A 16,548-nucleotide genomic window follows, 5' to 3' on the forward strand; every position below is an offset into this window, starting at 1 on the left:
CAAATTACTATTTGCCTGATTTTAGAATGGGGAGTTTACTGCCGAATTCAAGGTTAAGGTTTCGGATGGATAGAGTTATCCGGAAGCGAAGCTTGATAAATGGGGGATGTCTGCCAACACTTAGAGCGTCTGGGTGATTTTCCTGTCACTGTGGAGAAGCTTATGCGTTCGCTATTGGCCCTTCTTATCTTGATGTTTGGAGTCTGTACCCAGGTGCTGGCCCAGTCCGGTGAAACTCCGTTAAAAGTGGCGATCGCCGGGGATGCACCACCCTATGTGATTGACGGTGCGACCAGTGGTTTGGAAATAGATATCGTTCGGCAAGCTCTCCCTGGCTATAAGTTGGAGTTCGTACAGATGGGGTTTGCGGAGACGGCCCCGGCACTTGAGCAGGGTATGGTTCAGGCAGCGGTGAATGTACTCAAGAAGAATGATGGCCTATTTTACTCGAACAATATGATCAGCTTTGCCAATTACGCCATTGCTAAAGCCAGCGCAGAAATGAAGATTGGCAGTATTGCAGATCTCGCGGGTAAGAAAGTGATCACTTGGCAGGGAGCTCCCATGGATCTTGGGCCCGAATTTGAAAAAATGTTTGGGCCTAATGGCACCCAGAAACAGAATGTTATGCAGGCGCCAACAGCTCGTGACTTGGTTGCCCAATTCTGGAAAATGCCAGATGCGGTCGCCGTGGTGGATATGGAGCTATTTAAGTACTACAGCAATAAAATGGGTCATACCATGGCTCAGGTTGACCTATTCCAGATATTCCCGATGATGACAGACTTTCGAGTCGGTTTCCGCGATGAAAAAGTGCGAGATGACTTTAATCGCGGGCTGGCAGAGCTGTGCAGCAGTGGCCGCTACAAAGCCCTATTGCAGAAATACGATGTGGTGCAAAAGCAGGATATTTGTAAGTAGAAAGCCTGAAATTGCGGAACAATTAATCGAGAAAGAAGGGACCTGGATCTTGTGATTTAGGCCTTTCTTGATTGGTGTGGTGGGGCGGGTTCGGACCTACTGCATCTAGTTCGTTGTCGGCAAATAGAAACTTGCTGCTTAATGAATTCTGCGGGGTTATCGATAAATCTTATCGGTCTTAGGTCCCAGTTTCTGAGTGCTCATAACCTCTGGCCAGTTTGATAAAAGCGCTCAGGTATTCAACTTCGCTGTCGTCTTCGCGAGTTCCTAAGAAAATCTGTTTGGCAATACCTTGTCGCCCGAGGCGCACCACCGATAGTGCCAGCTTGGTAGAGTACTCCTCTGCAAGCCAGCGCGGCAGGGCCGCGACCCCGCGGCCGCTTGCCACCATCTGTAGCATGATATCGGTAGTTTCACTGGTCTTGTGGCGCAGTGGCACCACGCCCGCAGGGTTGAGAAACTGGGTATAGATATCCAGGCGGTCCGGCGGCACGGGGTAAGTTAATAACACCTGATCCCGTAGGTCTTCTGCTGTCAGGTACTTTCGCTTTGCCATCGGGTGATCTCGAGGGACTACCAGCACCTGCTCGTAGTCAAATACGGGATCGAAGCGCAGTCCGGCTTTATAGAAAGGGTCAGGGGTAACTAGCAGGTCGATCTCGTAACCCAGTAAAGCGCCGAGACCTCCAAACTGAAATTTCTGCTTAACATCCACATCCACGTCCGGCCAATCTTCCAGAAATGGCGACACTACTTTCAGTAACCACTGATAGCAGGGATGGCATTCCATACCGATACGCAGGGTACCGCGCTCACCCTGGGCCATTTGCTTTAGCTTGCTCTCAGCGTGTTCCAGTTGTGGCAGGACTCGATTGGCCAATCCAAGCAGATACTCACCGGTCTGGGTCAAGCGCAAGCTACGGCCCTCACGCAACCAGATGGGGGCCCCGAGGTTCTGTTCCAGCTTGCGTACCGTGTGACTCAGCGCCGACTGGGTTAGGCAGAGGTGCTTGGCTGCAGCGGTTAGCGAACCGTGATGGTCTACGGCCTGGATTATTGTTAAGTGCGTGCGCTCTAGCATAGCTGTACCCGAGCAAACCATGAGTAAAATTAATGGATAGTTGAAAATATACCATTTTTGTTCATTTATAAAGAGGCTTATCCTGCCTGGCAATGTCAATCACCAAGCAAAGAACTCAGTTTTTGCCTTAGGAATCAGGATACCAGGCCGCAATGAATAAAGAGTTTGCATTCACCATCAAGAGCTTACGTTTTGATGAAAACTATCGTCCAGCGGATAGCACGCGGATCACCACCAATTTTGCGAACTTGGCGAGAGGGGAGAGCCGTCGGGATAACTTGCTCAACACCTTGAGAATGATTGATCGTCGTTTCAATGCCTTGTCGCATTGGGACAACCCTAGTGCAGATCGTTACTCTGTAGAGCTGGATATTATTTCCGTTGATATTGATATTGAAGGCAACGGAGAAGCCTTTCCTACCATTGAAGTATTGAAGACGAATATTGTTGATCATAAAAACAATCAACGGATTGAGGGCATAGTAGGAAACAACTTTTCTTCATATGTGCGGGATTATGATTTTAGCGTGTTGTTGTTGGAGCATAACAAGAAGCAAGACAAGTTTAGCCTTCCTGAGGGCTATGGTGATCTTCACGGGAAAATTTTTCAATCGTTCCTGAATTCAAGTGCCTACAAGGATAACTTCAGCAAGCCCCCTGTTATTTGTCTGAGTGTATCGAGCAGTAAGACTTATCATCGAACTGAAAATCAGCACCCCGTGCTGGGTGTTGAGTATCGGCAGGACGAATACTCTTTAACTGATGAGTATTTCGAGAAAATGGGTTTGCAGGTTCGCTATTTTATGCCGCCGGATAGTGTTGCCCCTTTGGCCTTTTACTTCCAAGGTGATTTGCTTGGTGATTATACGAATCTTGAGCTTATAGGCACTATCAGCACGATGGAGACCTTTCAAAAGATATATCGACCTGAAATATATAATGCAAACTCTGTAGCGGGGACCTGCTATCAGCCCAGCTTGAAGCACCAGGATTATTCACTGACTAAAATAGTTTATGACCGGGAAGAGCGTAGCCAGCTGGCTATAAAGCAAGGGAAGTTTACTGAAGAACAATTTATCAAGCCATACAAAAGTATCCTTGATCAGTGGGCCGCTAATTACGCGCTTTAATTAACAAATATAGATAAGATTATTTTTCATGAATCGCCTATTGCCAACTTCAAGCGCTGGAAGCTTGCCTAAACCATCCTGGCTCGCAGAGTCCGAAAAACTTTGGTCTCCCTGGAAATTACAGGGCGATCAATTACAAGAGGGTAAGCAGGATGCCTTGCGCCTGACATTACAAGAGCAACAACAAGCCGGTATCGATATCGTTAGTGACGGAGAGCAGACCCGCCAACATTTTGTGACTACATTTATTGAGCACCTCAACGGCGTTGACTTCGAGAAGCGGGAAACTGTTAAAATCCGCAATCGCTATGAAGCGAGCGTGCCGACAGTTGTTGGCGAAGTATCTAGGCAACAACCAGTATTTGTTCAAGATGCTAAGTTTTTACGCAAGCAAACCAGTCAAGCTATCAAGTGGGCATTACCTGGCCCCATGACAATGATTGATACTCTCTACGATAGCCACTACAAAAGCCGCGAAAAGCTCGCCTGGGAATTTGCCAAAATTCTCAATCAGGAAGCGCGTGAGCTAGAGGCTGCGGGTGTTGATATTATTCAATTTGATGAGCCCGCATTTAATGTGTTTTTTGATGAGGTGAATGACTGGGGGATTGCCACTTTAGAAAAAGCCATCGAGGGGCTGAAATGCCAAACTGCCGTACATATTTGCTATGGCTACGGTATCAAAGCCAATACAGACTGGAAGAAAACTCTGGGTTCAGAGTGGAGACAATATGAAGAAGCGTTTCCAAAACTGCAAAAATCCAATATTGATCTAATTTCGCTCGAATGCCACAACTCCCATGTTCCAATGGATCTCCTTGAGCTTATTCGTGGTAAAAAAGTGATGGTGGGCGCTATTGATGTGGCAAGCAACACGATTGAAACACCGGAGGAAGTCGCCGATACCTTGCGAAAAGCACTCAAGTATGTGGATGCTAAGGATCTCTATCCCTGTACGAACTGTGGTATGGCGCCTCTATCCCGTAAGGTTGCGAACCGTAAGCTCAATGCGTTAAGTGCAGGTGCAGAAATTGTTCGAAGAGAGCTCTCGGTTTAGCTGTCTACAATATTTAGGTGCTCCCATGTCACTTTCCAGTACAGCCATAGAACCGTTGCGCTTTCGCGAGGCACTGGGACATTACGCTTCCGGTATTACCGTGATCGCATCGCGCCGTGAGGGTGAGCCGATAGGCTTTACCTGCCAGTCGTTTTATAGCGTATCGACGAGCCCGCCATTAGTGTCGTTCAGCGTTATGTCGAGTTCGTATAGCTATCCCAAAATTCGTCAGGCAGGTCGATTTTCGGTCAATATCCTGTCGGATGATCAGGTCAAGATTTCCAACCAGTTTGCTCGTCAAGGCGCGGACAAATGGAGCGAAGTCGAATGGCAGGAATCGCCGCTGGGGAATCCCATTATCGCCGGCAGCTTACACTGGCTTGATTGTGAAATTCATGCTGAACACGCCGCCGGAGATCACCTGATTGTGATTGGTGAGGTGAAGGCGTTAAACCTACAAAAAGCTGCTGCAAGGCAGCCACTTCTGTATTTCAAAGGCCAATATCGCAACCTTACTGCGGTGTCCCCAGCCGGGTAATACATGTGAGCAACGTGTTGCGGACTTGCAGCCCCATCGCCTGCTTCCAGAAGAAACCCGCATGAATTAGTTCGAGGAATTTATGGAATTTCTACTCTACCTGCTGCTAGGAGCTGTGGCTGGGGTGCTGGCCGGCTTGTTTGGCGTTGGTGGTGGCATCATCATCGTACCCGTGCTGGTATTCAGTTTTACTGCCCAGGGTGTCGATCCGCTTGTGCTGACCCACCTGGCCGTGGGTACTTCGCTAGCGACTATTGTCTTTACTTCGATTAACTCGGTTTTGGAGCATCAGCGCAAAGGCGCGGTGCTATGGCCAACTTTTGCCTGGATGAGCCTGGGTATTCTTCTCGGTGCAAGTCTCGGCTCCTTTACTGCGGCAGCTATCCAGGGGCCGATGCTACAAAAGATTATTGGTGTATTTGCTATCACCATTGCCATTCAAATGGCACTGGAACTTAAGCCCAAGGCCAGTCACGCTGTTCCCGGCAAGCTGGGGCTGACAGCGGCCGGCGGGGTAACAGGCTGGGCCTCTGCCATCTTTGGCATCGGCGGTGGCACACTAACTGTTCCCTTTCTGACTTGGCGCAGCGTGCCGATGCAGCAAGCAGTGGCAACTTCCTCAGCCTGTGGTTTGCCGATTGCTGCTGTCGGCGCTCTGAGTTTTATGGTTATTGGTTGGCAGCAACCTGAACTGCCGCAGTGGAGTTTTGGTTTTATCTACCTGCCAGCCATGGTCGGTATCGCCATCACCAGCATGTTCTTCGCCCGTTTTGGGGCGCGTCTGGCTCACAAGTTATCTCCGCAATTGCTGAAGCGGTTGTTTGCCCTGCTGTTGCTCTGCGTGGGTGGGAGTTTTCTTCTCTGAGGCATCAATGAATTGCAGTCTGTCGATTACAGTCCGCTGTAGGCCCGGCTGCGAAGGAGGGTGCTTCAATTCTTCTCTCAAGTTCACTATGTAACCTGCATTCATTAGAAGCTTAGCAGTTTGTCTACAGTATCTATGACGGCCACAGTGCAGGCACGATTATGCACGCAACGGTAACGCAAAGTACCGAGCCCGCCAATAGCGATGCGCAAGCTGTAGCCGTGCTGAAATTTACCATCGCCGTAATCGATGACCAGAACAACGTACAGACTGACGGTGCAGGTGATCTAATGTCCAGTGTTTATATAACAACCAAGACTCTACAAACCGATGCAGGTCAGCCCGTAAACGTCGCAGACAATGCCGCTGATTTGGTAGCGAGTTGTATTGTTGAAGTGGCCAACCGCCTGGCTGAGCATAGTTCTATTACGGCAATGGCGATTCCCACCAGGTGAGACCAGGGTACCAGGTATGCGTCTTATATTGATTTAGTAGAAGAGAATGGTGTGATGGCGTAAATTTGTATCCTTTCTAGTGATCTAGATGGCTACCTTCTGGGATTTGAAAAAAGGTGGAGTTTTTACAAATATGCATAAGGGGGAACATGTGACTTGTAAGGGCTGCGGCTATGACAAAAAATTAATAGATGCTCACATTATACCCAAATTCTTTTATATGGAATTACGTGCTGATGGTAATCACCTAAATGTGCTGCATGCTGGTAATGAAAGAATCGGGCGATCCTTTAAGGGAGATTATGATAATTCTATTCTTTGTAAAGATTGTGATGGAGTCTTTGAGAAATATGATGATTATGCAAAAAAAATTCTAATCAACGGCTTTAATTTATTTCGTCCTATATGGCGCGGGAGCGAGCTTCTTGGGTGGGAGCTGCCGCCGTACGATTTTTCAAAAATAAAGCTATTTTTTCTTTCAGTTTTGTGGAGAGCGTCTATTAGTACTAGGCCCTTTTTTAAGGGGGTGGACCTAGGGATGTTGGAGTCTGATCTTAAGGAGATCGTATTTAACCGGGCTGTTGATATCCATAATAGATACACAATTATGTTGTGTAAATTTTTACCCTCAAAAAGTGGAACACTAGAGAAAACCATAATCGCGCCCGAGAAAGTGAGAGTTCGAGAAATTGTCTATTACAAATTTTATATGGGTGGATACATTGTTTGGGTTAAGATCGACAAGAGAATGGCAGTAAGAGTTTTACAGAAATGTGAGTTGAGGCGTCTTAAAGGGGTTGTGTTAGCAACTGATTTTTATTCCTCTGTGGAGTATGGCGACCTGGAAAAAGCTATGATAGATTTTTATGCTGAGTAAAAGGGTGCTGTTATGTAGGTAGCATATTTCTATATTTTGTTTTTAGGGAAAAGTAGTCGAATAATGAATTGCCATGTATGTGCTTCTTGTGGGGCTATGTAGATGTTAGGTTTAAAAATTCTTGGAGGTGGGGGTGCTTGAAGAGTATGTTCATAGATTTAGAAATGCTTTAGTGAAGGCATCCGAAATTGAGTCCTATCGGCTTTATGAGTTAGAGCGCTGGGAGGAGCTTAATTCATTTCCTTTTGGAGCTTGTGATTTGGCAAGTAATTTCCTAGCTATGTATCTAAAGGAAAAGGGAATTCAGGCTAAAGTAATTTGGTGTAGTAATGAGCTTGAAAAATATAGCGGAATTAATTTTCATGTTTGGCTAGAGGTGGATGATAAATTTATTGATATAACTATCTCCCAGTTCCCGGAGTACAGTCAGGATCGCGTATATATATGCAGAAAAAAATATCCGTCGATATTGTCGGATATTTATAATCACTGCCGTGATCTAGGTCATCATAATTTTCAAGAAAGGGAGATTCAACTTGAAACATCTTCAGGGGGTGGGGGAAAGTTATATGAGGAAATTAGAAATATGGCAGATACGGAGTGGTAATTTTAGTACTCCAATTGGTAGGTATTTAAATTCACGGAGGGAAAATGAGTAGAAAGGCGTTATTTAGGAGGGCAGCTTTGGCGGCTATACATTTTACGAGAAATTATGCTTACTACAAGGCTGGATGGGATGGTAATGGAAAGGCTGTTGCAAGAAATGATTTCTGGAGGAATGCGAATACAAATTTTGTAGATCAGGTGGTGTTGCATTGGTGTTATTTGTTTGGTCGTAGAAATGATCGACACAGCTATCAGTTTGTTGTTCCAAATAAAACACAGTTTAAGGCTGATTTATATGATTCCTTATCTTTGAGTGAAAAGAAATTTGACTTATATAGAAATAAAATGTTGAAGCATAGGGATTCGTTTATTGCACATCTGGATGCAGATGATTCAATGTATATCCCTAAGTTAGATGTTGCATTTCTTTCCGTGAAATTCTATTTCGATAGCTTAAAGAAATTCGACATTGATCAAGTTTATTTAAAAGAGCCAACTTTGGTTCCGGAAAATTTGGATGCCTATTATGAGAGTTCGTATGAGGAGGCGCTTTTGGAGTATGACAGGCACCAAAAGTGGGAGTAGAATTTCAGGACTTTTTTGATTTTCTTATGTTTGCGGTCTGAGATCTATAAGGGTTGGTTTGATGAAAAAAATATTTAGCAGGTTGTCAGATTCGGCTAGCTTGGGCATTCGCGCATATAGTAAGGAATATTTATCAAGCGTAAGGGATGTTTATCCGATAATTGCTAATCCGAACTTGCTTAGATCGCATATTAAAACAGAAGATTTTGGTGGCTGTGAGAGCTTGTTAAAATTTTCATTGGTGTTCAATGATTTGTCGTTGTTGACTATAAATGGCACTAATGAAATTGTATTTAATATGATGAAGCCAAAATGGTTTGAAGAACATTTTGGGGTGAAAGGTGCTTCTGTTGAGATCAGTGCTGACCTGCTGAAAGAGTTGGGGGGAGATCCAGAAAAGTTAAGTATCACTCCAAGCTTTATCTTTCCTTTAGGAGAGTCAATTGACAAAATGCTAAATGAGCTTAGCTCATTTATGGAGAGAGGAAGGTTGTTAATGCAACCTGCTCGTACATTACTATACTTGGAGAATGAAAAAAATGATAAAGGAGGGCAAAACTGGAAAGCTCTTTCTGTATCTCAATTCTCTTCATTGGAGAAGTGGGAGATAATTGACGAAAAAAGCTCAAGACCAATACCTATTAGCTTTGATTCAAATGATCATCTTGATCAGCAATCCATGTTTGAAATAACAATCCCCTATCTTGAAGGAGTTAGTTTTAATGATTTGGAAAAAATTCTTGATGATGAGGGGGATCTGATTTCAGGTGTTCGGCAGTCTATAAAGCAGGCTATCTCAGAATGTGGAAATGGCGTTGACCCTAGATTAATTGCGAAAGATATAATTGATCCAAAGGTAGATGCATTAAACCGGAAGTTTAATTCTATTATAAACTCTCATGTATTTCGTATAGCTGGAGCAAGTGTGGGTACAGTAGTGCTTGCATATACAGCTGTTGCCACGTCTGGAATTTCTTCTTCTCTTGCTACTATTTGTGGAAGTACAGGTTTTGGTTTGTTGGGTAAAGAATACTCCTCATATAAAGAGAAGGTGAATGCTTTAAAGTATGATCCTTATTATTTTCTTTGGCGCTGCAAAAAAGTACAAAAAGAAATTTAATAAGGTACTTCTGTTTAGATAAGTGGAGTTTGCTTGGCTCGATAGTTCAGTTTTTATGTTGCTTCATATTCTTCCCCATAGTTAGTAAATTTTATCAATAGTACCTTGTTCATGTAATTGCCAGTCTCTTGACTGGTCGCGTATAGAGTCGAGAGGTATTTGGGAGGAATGGTGTTATAAAAAAGCGATAATGCAATTCAGCCCCATACACTTCGGTCAGGCTAATCCCTGTAGTCTCACATCTTAAAGAAGTAAATCAACCGGGATATGTTGCGTCCCGTTTCCATTTTTGAAGCTTGTGGAGGCTTTAGATTTAGCTATGCCCCTGTGATTAACTCACGATCTAATGTCGTGTGCAGGCGGTTCTCAAGTGTTTCCGCTTTTGTCGTTTAGCTATCTCTATATTCTTGTGTAAATCATAGTATTTTGATAATTGAAACCCAACTAAATTCTGCGTTACTAAATAGGTTTTTGATGGTGGCTTCAGAGGGGGGTGGTATCTTCGATCGCGATGCTCCCATTGTTGATCGCTCATTAACACCGGTTAATGGCGATGTGGCAATTGTTGTTCTTGATGGACAGCTGGGGTGGAAAATTTTTGATTGGCGCTGAGGACAACTAATGTCCGCCAATAAAGAGTTTGCGCCAATACCAATATGGGGGGTTAGGGGTTGATAGTGGAGGGGCTGGTTAAGGTATCAATCGGGCACGACCGAGGGGCATAAAAAGGGGTTGGTTGAATGCGTAGGTTTTGAATGATTGCCCGGTTTAATTTTAGCCACAACAAAAAAGGGCTTACGTCGTGAAACGTAAGCCCTTTTCTTTGTATGGCGCGCTCGGGAGGATTCGAACCTCCGACCGCCTGGTTCGTAGCCAGGTACTCTATCCAGCTGAGCTACGAGCGCGTCGTTATGGGTGCGAACTATAGAGAGTTGATTCGTTGCCGTCAACCTCTTTTTGGAAAAAATCCTTAAAAATCCGCAACTTATCGAGTTTCTGGGCCCCTCTGGGAGCGGTCGACCAGTCTCAACAGGGCGCGAATTCTGCCGTGCCTTTCCTCAATTTGCAAGCCTTACTTTGAAAAATACTGCCTTGGGTACCAATTGCGCCAGTGATCTTGGGGCGAGGCATTAAATTCCTCGGTGTGATTGGCGGCGAACTATACTCATTACTCTACCGGGATTCCGATGATTCGCACCTTTTCCATTGCCCATTGCCAGGTCCGGCCTATCTTCCGGCGGCAGGCTTCTCCAGAGATATAGTGAGAATATATGGCGGACGAGCAGGACCAAGAGCGAAAGCTGCCGCAGGGGGAGTCTCCTTCACCGCCACCGGGAAAGCCGGTTCCGCAAGGGCCGCTGAATTGGCTTCAGTACTTCCTGTGGATTTTCCTTTTAATACTGACTGTACAGTACTGCACTAACGGACAGCTTTCTGGCAAGCGGACTGAGTTAGCTTATAGTGACTTTAAGAAAGAGGTCGCCGAAGGCAAAGTTGCCAGCGTGGTTATCGAGGGGGATAGAGTCAGCGGCACTTTTAAGCCGGAGGCGGGCAAGCTGCCGGCGTCAAGCACTGGCGAGAAAGAAAAAAAGGCTCCACCGCCGGAGCACTTCACAACCATTTTACCTTCCGTTCAAGACCCCGAACTGCTACCCCTTCTGGAAAAGGAGAAGGTGGAAATCCTGGCAGAGTCTCCGGGAGGGGGCTTTATGCAGCGGATGTTGATTCTGCTTCTGCCCTGGATACTGATTATTGGGCTCCTGGTTTGGATGGGGCGGCGAATGCAGGAAAAGATGGCCAGTGGAGCTCCCGGCAGTCCCTTCGGTTTTGCTCGATCACCAGCAAAGCGGTTTGAGCGCAGTGAGTCTCAAGTGACTTTCGATGATGTGGCCGGGTTGGCAAATGCGAAGAAGGACCTGCAAGAAGTGGCGGGGTACCTTAAGAACCCGGAGCACTATCGCAAGCTCGGAGCGAAGATCCCCCGGGGCATTTTATTGATGGGCCCTCCCGGCACTGGCAAAACCCTGATGGCGAAAGCGCTGGCCGGTGAGAGTGAAGCGCCATTTTTCAGTATTAGTGGCTCTGAGTTTATTGAGATGTTTGTAGGAGTGGGTGCTTCCCGTGTGCGGGATATGTTTGCCGAAGCCAAGAAAGATGCTCCTTCAATTATCTTTATCGATGAGATTGACTCCGTCGGCCGGGCGCGGGGAACGGGTGTTGGTGGCGGACACGATGAGCGGGAGCAGACGCTCAATCAGATCCTTGGTGAGATGGATGGCTTTGATCCCCAGGAGGCGGTGGTGGTGGTTGCGGCAACCAACAGGCCCGACGTTCTCGATGCGGCACTGCTAAGACCGGGGCGCTTTGACCGAAAAATTACTCTGGACCTTCCAGATAAGGCCGCACGCAAGGAAATTCTTGAGATTCATTCCCGCGATGTCCCATTGCACGGCAAGGTGGATCTGGAGCGGCTCGCGGCTCTGACTGCAGGTTTTGCCGGCGCAGATCTGGAAAATCTGATAAATGAGGCTGCGCTGTTGGCGGGGCGAGAAGATAAGTCTGCGGTGGATATGGATTGTTTATTGAGGGCGAGGGATAAAGTGGTTCTCGGTGGCGAGCGCGAAATGGTTATCAGTGAGGAGGACAAGCGGATTATCGCCTACCACGAAGCGGGACATGCGCTGGTAGCAACGCTATTGCCGAATGCAGACCCCTTGGAGAAGGCGACTATTATTCCCAGGGGGCACAGTCTCGGCGCTACCGAGCAGATTCCCACCGAAGAACATCACAGTATGCAGGTCAGTTATCTCCGCGATCGTATCGGCGTAATGCTTGGGGGGAGGGTTGCTGAGCGGGTGGTGTTCAAGGAGGTGAGCACTGGTGCTGAGGCAGATTTAAAGCAGGCGACGCGACTGGCCCGTCACATGGTGACGCACTGGGGGATGAGTGAAAAATTAGGCCCCGTTGCTTTCCGCCGGGGAGAGGAGCATATATTCCTGGGGCGCGAGATGGCCCAGCAGAAGGACTTCAGCGAACACACCTCAGAGATTATTGATGACGAAATTATTGCTTTGATCAGCGGTATTGAGATGAAAGTAGATCAGTTGCTGACAAAAAATCGCAAGAAATTGGATGCATTGGCTGGGGCTCTTTTGGAAAAAGAAACCCTCGATGCAGCGGAAATAAATGAAATACTTTCCCATGTGGCTGCGGGTGGTGATGACACATCTATTGTGCCGAAATAGCTCCTGGCTTTAATGGAAATTTATTTTTCAGGCGGACCCACTGGTCAAATTTAATGTATTTAAAAGTACCAGGTTAATTGAGTTTATTAGTTTTGAATTGCCGATAACCTGAAATATCGAAGGGCACTTTCAGGTTGATCTAAAAGAGCTGAGGGCGCATCAATTTAAAATAGACAAAAAGTTTTGTGTTTTTGGGGTGGTTTAGATACATATTGTCATTGGCTTTTTTGAAAATAATCAATTTTCTATGTAAAAGGGCAACTTAGGGTATCGCCCTTAAACAGTGCATAATTTTATTTTTTCCATTCCCTTTAATTTTTTTCTTCAAGTTGAAAGAACTTTCCAGACTAATTGAGTTATTTTTACAGACATTTACGTTAAATAGACTTCCACACACGGTTGTGAGCCTGTAACCTGTCCATGTCACAGATTCACTACGAAATCTGTGCCTCTTTATCAGCGCGGTCTTGAATCGGAGCTTCACTTAGTCGGAGCCTCTTTATAGAGGTAGAGCGGTGGAGCCAGGCAGTACCGATTGCGATAAGTCCGTTGTTGTACATAAAAAAAATAAAACAATGGAGAGAAAACATGGGAAGTCCGTCAAAACCCAAGCAGCACTCTGCTCTGCTTTCCGCCTGTTCCGTAGCAACTCTTTGGTTAGCCAGTGGTATTAGCCCCAGTTATGCCGCAGAGGGAGCAGTCGGCACCCTTATGGAAGAAGTGCAGGTAACAGCCCGTAAGCGTGCAGACGCAGAATTACTTCAGGATGTTCCGGTAGCGGCAACCGCCTATTCCGGTGACCAACTGGAGGCTCTGCAAACCAGGGATTTACAAAGCCTTTCTTTCAAAATGCCCAACGTCCAGCTGGAGGATGTGGGTACCGTAAAAAATACGGCAAACTTCACTGTGCGCGGTCTTGGAGTGAATAGCTCTATTCCATCAATTGATCCCACAGTAGGGGTCTTTGTCGATGGTATGTACCTCGGTGTGAATGCGGGTGTTGTTACCGATGTGTTTGACCTGGAGGGTATCGAAGTTCTCCGTGGTCCGCAGGGCCTGCTATTTGGTCGTAATGTTACCGGTGGTGCTGTCGTAGTTAAAACAGCGCGCCCAACTGATGAATTCTCTGCTCGCGTCAAAGTGTCCACAACGGATAATCTGGATGTGGTGACTGCGGGTTCAATTAATGGTGCCATCTCTGACGATGTTAACGGCCGTCTGACCGTTTACTACAACGATGACCGTGGCTGGTTCGAAAATGTTGCCACCGGCAATGATAATGCCGGTGCCTCTGACAGCTGGTTTATTCGCCCAAGCTTTAGTGTTCAACTCAATGAAACGGCAGAGCTGCTTGTGCGGATGGAGCACGGCCGCATGGACTCCGATGGAGTGGTTGCGCAAAACCGTGGTAATGAACCTTATATAGTTACCACTGATGACGGTTTTGTTGCCTACCCGAGTGCAACCCAGATTGCTGAGGCTTTCGGTATTCCTGATTGGGACAACAGTGAAGATTCTTTTGAGGTGGCCCAGGACGAAGAGGGTTATCAAAAAGACGAGTGGTCCCAGATCATTACTGAGTTCAATAAAGATGTTGAGTTCGGTGATGGCACTATCACAAATATCCTGGCTTGGCGTGAATATGAGGCTCGGGGCTTAGGGGATATTGATTCCCTGCCTTTTGTTGGTTTCCATGCGGACTCAAGCGTGGATCAGAGCCAGTTGAGTAACGAGTTGCGCTATGCCGGCCGTTTCGGCCGCACGGCCATCACTGCCGGTGCCTATTGGTTCTCTCAGGATGTAACCTACCTGGAAAATCGTTTGCTGGCCGACGGTGAGGGCGGCATTATCGATTGGACCGGTGGTGGTGTGCAGGATCACAGCACTTATGGATTCTTTACCCAGGCTGATATCGATCTGAACGAGGCCTGGGTGTTGACCCTGGGTGGACGCTACTCGAGTGAGGAGAAAGACGCGAAGATTGCCTCTATTCCCCTGAATCTCTGCACACTGGACGGCTGTGCTGCCTACGACTTTGAAGATAGCGAAAGCTGGAATGCCTTCACTCCCAAAGTTGGCTTGCAGTGGACTGTTTCAGACGAGACGCAGCTCTATACATTCTGGACCAAGGGTTTCCGCAGTGGAGGGTACAACTTCCGCAACGCAGGTATAGATCCGACCACAGCAATGCCTTATACCCCGCAGGCAACGGACCAGGAAGAGCAAAGCAGCTTCGAAATTGGGGCCAAGGTAGACTGGCTCGATGGCCGTGTTCGTACCAATATGGCGGTATTCCACAACACGATTGATGATATGCAGCGGGAGGAGAATCTCGCTGACGCAGTGACCGGTGTGGCGCAAATCATTCGAAACACCGCAGATGCGACAATTCGTGGTGCTGAACTGGAGACCATGGCTGCGCTCAGTGAAAACCTGCTGTTTACCTTCAACGTGGGCTATGTAGATGGCGATTACGATAAGGTACTCGGTGACCTGAATGGTGACGGCCTTGTGGATGATGAAGACCTGGGTCTCGAGATCCCACGCCTGGCGCCATGGACTTATGGTATAGGGTTAGTGCACGATTTGTCTCTGGGTTCCTACGGAACAATCACCTCCCGCATTAACTACAATCATCGCGATGAAGCACCGTATACGGATGACAACAGAGGCATGCTGTCTGAAGTGGAAATGGTGGACTTTAGTATTGGTTATACTGCGGATAGCGGCCAATATACAGTTTCTGTATTCGGTAAAAATATGCTTGATGAAGTTACTGAGGGTAATGACACACAGCTACCAGTTACCCTTGGTGGTATCGGTGCCAGCTTTACCCCGCTGAATAAAGGTCGTGTTATGGGGGTTGAGTTTATTTACGAACTCTAATCCCGGCTGAGAACTTGCTGCTTAGAGAAAGTAATTTTTAAGCCAGCAGACTTCGAAACGGCCAGTTCCTTTTCACAATTGAAAGTTGTGATGGGGCTGGCCGTTTTTTATTGGGTTGCGTGTTGAATAAAAACTGCTTGATGATTTTTGATACTCTTGTTTTGTTAGCGTGGCAATAAAAGTGAACCTATAAAGGGGAAAAATATGCGGTTTATTGATCTGCCTACATTTGGTGGGCCTGAAGTTATGCAATTGCAGGAGATGAATAAGCCTGCTCCCGGAGCAGACGAAGTCCTTATCCGTGTAGCCGCAGCTGGGGTTAATCGCCCTGATATTGTGCAGCGCCAAGGGCATTATCCGGCACCTCCCGGGGCATCGCCGGTATTGGGATTGGAAGTGGCTGGTGAGGTTGTTGAAGTCGGGGAAAAAGTTGTGCGCTGGCAGGTGGGAGATAAAGTTTGTGCCCTGACCAATGGTGGAGGCTACGCAGAGTTTGCAGTAGCTCCAGAAGGGCAATGCCTCCCGGTTCCCGCAGGCCTTAGTCTTATTGAGGCAGCTGCATTGCCGGAAACTTTTTTCACCGTATGGACTAATGTATTTGACCGCGCTGGTTTAAAGCCGGGCGAGGTGATTTTAATCCATGGTGGTTCCTCTGGCATTGGTACCACGGCGATCCAGCTGGCCCATCAATTGGGAGCCCGGGTTTTCACTACTGCGGGAACAGAAGATAAATGCGCAGCCTGTGTGGCTTTGGGAGCGGAGAAGGCGATTAACTATCGGGATGAAGATTTTGTCTCCGTTGTGCGCGAGATGACAGATGATCACGGAGCTGATGTTATCTTGGATATGGTGGGCGGTAGCTATATCAATAGCAATATTCGTGTGGCCGCTAACGACGGCAGAATTGTGAATATTGCCTACCTGGCTGGCGCTAAAGTAGAGGTAAATATGATGCCGGTGATGTTGAAACGACTTACATTGACTGGCTCAACTTTGAGGGCACGCTCGCCAGAAGTGAAAGCCGGTATTGCGGAATCGCTGGAACAGAAGGTTTGGCCGCTAATTGAAGCGGGTAAAGTATGGCCGCAACTAGCCGCTGAGTTTCCTCTGCAGCAGGCGGTTGAGGCCCATAACTTACTGGAGTCTGGCACTATCACCGGAAAAATTGTTTTAACCTTGTGA

At 47.0% G+C, this 16,548-nt stretch carries 15 protein-coding genes and 1 tRNA gene; 14 read left to right on the forward strand and 2 right to left on the reverse strand.

The annotated features are described in order from the left end of the window. The first annotated feature begins 162 nt into the window (after window positions 1-162). Window positions 163-921 (forward strand): substrate-binding periplasmic protein, encoded by a 759-nt coding sequence (locus ACJJI3_RS00150; protein ID WP_444896505.1) that lies wholly within the window; start codon window positions 163-165, stop codon window positions 919-921. A gap of 178 nt (window positions 922-1,099) precedes the next feature. On the opposite strand, the gene ACJJI3_RS00155 is transcribed toward ACJJI3_RS00150, so the two are convergent. Beyond that, complete coding sequence (locus ACJJI3_RS00155; protein WP_444941072.1) at window positions 1,100-2,002, reverse strand: LysR family transcriptional regulator; 903 nt, start codon at window positions 2,000-2,002, stop codon at window positions 1,100-1,102. 152 nt (window positions 2,003-2,154) lie between these two features. Between ACJJI3_RS00155 and ACJJI3_RS00160 the strand changes: the two genes are divergently transcribed. The 10 genes from ACJJI3_RS00160 (at window position 2,155) to ACJJI3_RS00205 (ending at window position 9,847) form a co-directional block, all read left to right on the forward strand. Continuing rightward, window positions 2,155-3,132 carry a DUF1852 domain-containing protein gene (locus ACJJI3_RS00160; protein WP_444941073.1) on the forward strand — a complete coding sequence of 326 codons (978 nt, stop codon included), beginning with the start codon at window positions 2,155-2,157 and terminating at the stop codon, window positions 3,130-3,132. A gap of 28 nt (window positions 3,133-3,160) precedes the next feature. Further along, entirely contained in the window at window positions 3,161-4,189 is a 1,029-nt protein-coding gene (locus ACJJI3_RS00165; RefSeq protein WP_444941074.1) for a methionine synthase, read from the forward strand. A gap of 25 nt (window positions 4,190-4,214) precedes the next feature. Further along, on the forward strand, window positions 4,215-4,727 hold the full coding sequence (locus ACJJI3_RS00170; RefSeq protein ID WP_444941075.1) for a flavin reductase family protein: 513 nt from the start codon (window positions 4,215-4,217) through the stop codon (window positions 4,725-4,727). 82 nt (window positions 4,728-4,809) lie between these two features. After that, complete coding sequence (locus ACJJI3_RS00175) at window positions 4,810-5,592, forward strand: sulfite exporter TauE/SafE family protein (RefSeq protein ID WP_444941076.1); 783 nt, start codon at window positions 4,810-4,812, stop codon at window positions 5,590-5,592. 161 nt (window positions 5,593-5,753) lie between these two features. Beyond that, the gene (locus tag ACJJI3_RS00180) at window positions 5,754-6,047 is read left to right on the forward strand and encodes a hypothetical protein (RefSeq protein WP_444941077.1); all 294 of its coding nucleotides are present in this window, start codon (window positions 5,754-5,756) and stop codon (window positions 6,045-6,047) included. Between the two features lie 88 nt (window positions 6,048-6,135). Continuing rightward, entirely contained in the window at window positions 6,136-6,924 is a 789-nt protein-coding gene (locus tag ACJJI3_RS00185) for a hypothetical protein (RefSeq protein WP_444941078.1), read from the forward strand. A gap of 133 nt (window positions 6,925-7,057) precedes the next feature. Next, window positions 7,058-7,531, forward strand: coding sequence for a hypothetical protein (locus tag ACJJI3_RS00190; RefSeq protein ID WP_444941079.1), 474 nt, complete (start codon window positions 7,058-7,060; stop codon window positions 7,529-7,531). Window positions 7,532-7,575: 44 nt separating this feature from the next. Then, window positions 7,576-8,115, forward strand: a complete 540-nt coding sequence (locus ACJJI3_RS00195; RefSeq protein WP_444941080.1) for a hypothetical protein — start codon at window positions 7,576-7,578, stop codon at window positions 8,113-8,115. A 61-nt stretch (window positions 8,116-8,176) separates the two neighbouring features. Next, window positions 8,177-9,235, forward strand: coding sequence for a hypothetical protein (locus ACJJI3_RS00200; RefSeq protein WP_444941081.1), 1,059 nt, complete (start codon window positions 8,177-8,179; stop codon window positions 9,233-9,235). 474 nt (window positions 9,236-9,709) lie between these two features. Beyond that, window positions 9,710-9,847, forward strand: a complete 138-nt coding sequence (locus tag ACJJI3_RS00205) for a hypothetical protein (protein ID WP_444941082.1) — start codon at window positions 9,710-9,712, stop codon at window positions 9,845-9,847. Window positions 9,848-10,063: 216 nt separating this feature from the next. Here ACJJI3_RS00205 and ACJJI3_RS00210 read toward each other — a convergent pair. Continuing rightward, a tRNA-Arg gene (locus tag ACJJI3_RS00210) sits at window positions 10,064-10,140 on the reverse strand. 366 nt (window positions 10,141-10,506) lie between these two features. Between ACJJI3_RS00210 and ftsH the strand changes: the two genes are divergently transcribed. From ftsH to ACJJI3_RS00225, 3 genes are all read left to right on the forward strand, one after another. Further along, the gene (gene ftsH, locus ACJJI3_RS00215) at window positions 10,507-12,480 is read left to right on the forward strand and encodes an ATP-dependent zinc metalloprotease FtsH (protein WP_444941083.1); all 1,974 of its coding nucleotides are present in this window, start codon (window positions 10,507-10,509) and stop codon (window positions 12,478-12,480) included. Between the two features lie 588 nt (window positions 12,481-13,068). Continuing rightward, on the forward strand, window positions 13,069-15,366 hold the full coding sequence (locus tag ACJJI3_RS00220) for a TonB-dependent receptor (RefSeq protein WP_444907618.1): 2,298 nt from the start codon (window positions 13,069-13,071) through the stop codon (window positions 15,364-15,366). A 204-nt stretch (window positions 15,367-15,570) separates the two neighbouring features. After that, window positions 15,571-16,548, forward strand: a complete 978-nt coding sequence (locus tag ACJJI3_RS00225; protein WP_444907619.1) for an NAD(P)H-quinone oxidoreductase — start codon at window positions 15,571-15,573, stop codon at window positions 16,546-16,548.

This window comes from Microbulbifer maximicatervae (SeqCode), assembly GCF_052466985.1.

Coding starts and splice junctions, on each gene's coding strand:
- ACJJI3_RS00200 (WP_444941081.1), top strand. CDS start 8,177: ATGAAAAAAATATTTAGCAGGTTGTCAGATTCGGCTAGCTTGGGCATT.
- ACJJI3_RS00195 (WP_444941080.1), top strand. CDS start 7,576: ATGAGTAGAAAGGCGTTATTTAGGAGGGCAGCTTTGGCGGCTATACAT.
- ACJJI3_RS00165 (WP_444941074.1), top strand. CDS start 3,161: ATGAATCGCCTATTGCCAACTTCAAGCGCTGGAAGCTTGCCTAAACCA.
- ACJJI3_RS00225 (WP_444907619.1), top strand. CDS start 15,571: ATGCGGTTTATTGATCTGCCTACATTTGGTGGGCCTGAAGTTATGCAA.
- ACJJI3_RS00180 (WP_444941077.1), top strand. CDS start 5,754: ATGCACGCAACGGTAACGCAAAGTACCGAGCCCGCCAATAGCGATGCG.
- ACJJI3_RS00170 (WP_444941075.1), top strand. CDS start 4,215: ATGTCACTTTCCAGTACAGCCATAGAACCGTTGCGCTTTCGCGAGGCA.
- ACJJI3_RS00160 (WP_444941073.1), top strand. CDS start 2,155: ATGAATAAAGAGTTTGCATTCACCATCAAGAGCTTACGTTTTGATGAA.
- ACJJI3_RS00205 (WP_444941082.1), top strand. CDS start 9,710: ATGGTGGCTTCAGAGGGGGGTGGTATCTTCGATCGCGATGCTCCCATT.
- ftsH (WP_444941083.1), top strand. CDS start 10,507: ATGGCGGACGAGCAGGACCAAGAGCGAAAGCTGCCGCAGGGGGAGTCT.
- ACJJI3_RS00220 (WP_444907618.1), top strand. CDS start 13,069: ATGGGAAGTCCGTCAAAACCCAAGCAGCACTCTGCTCTGCTTTCCGCC.
- ACJJI3_RS00185 (WP_444941078.1), top strand. CDS start 6,136: ATGGCTACCTTCTGGGATTTGAAAAAAGGTGGAGTTTTTACAAATATG.
- ACJJI3_RS00175 (WP_444941076.1), top strand. CDS start 4,810: ATGGAATTTCTACTCTACCTGCTGCTAGGAGCTGTGGCTGGGGTGCTG.
- ACJJI3_RS00150 (WP_444896505.1), top strand. CDS start 163: ATGCGTTCGCTATTGGCCCTTCTTATCTTGATGTTTGGAGTCTGTACC.
- ACJJI3_RS00155 (WP_444941072.1), bottom strand. CDS start 2,002: ATGCTAGAGCGCACGCACTTAACAATAATCCAGGCCGTAGACCATCAC.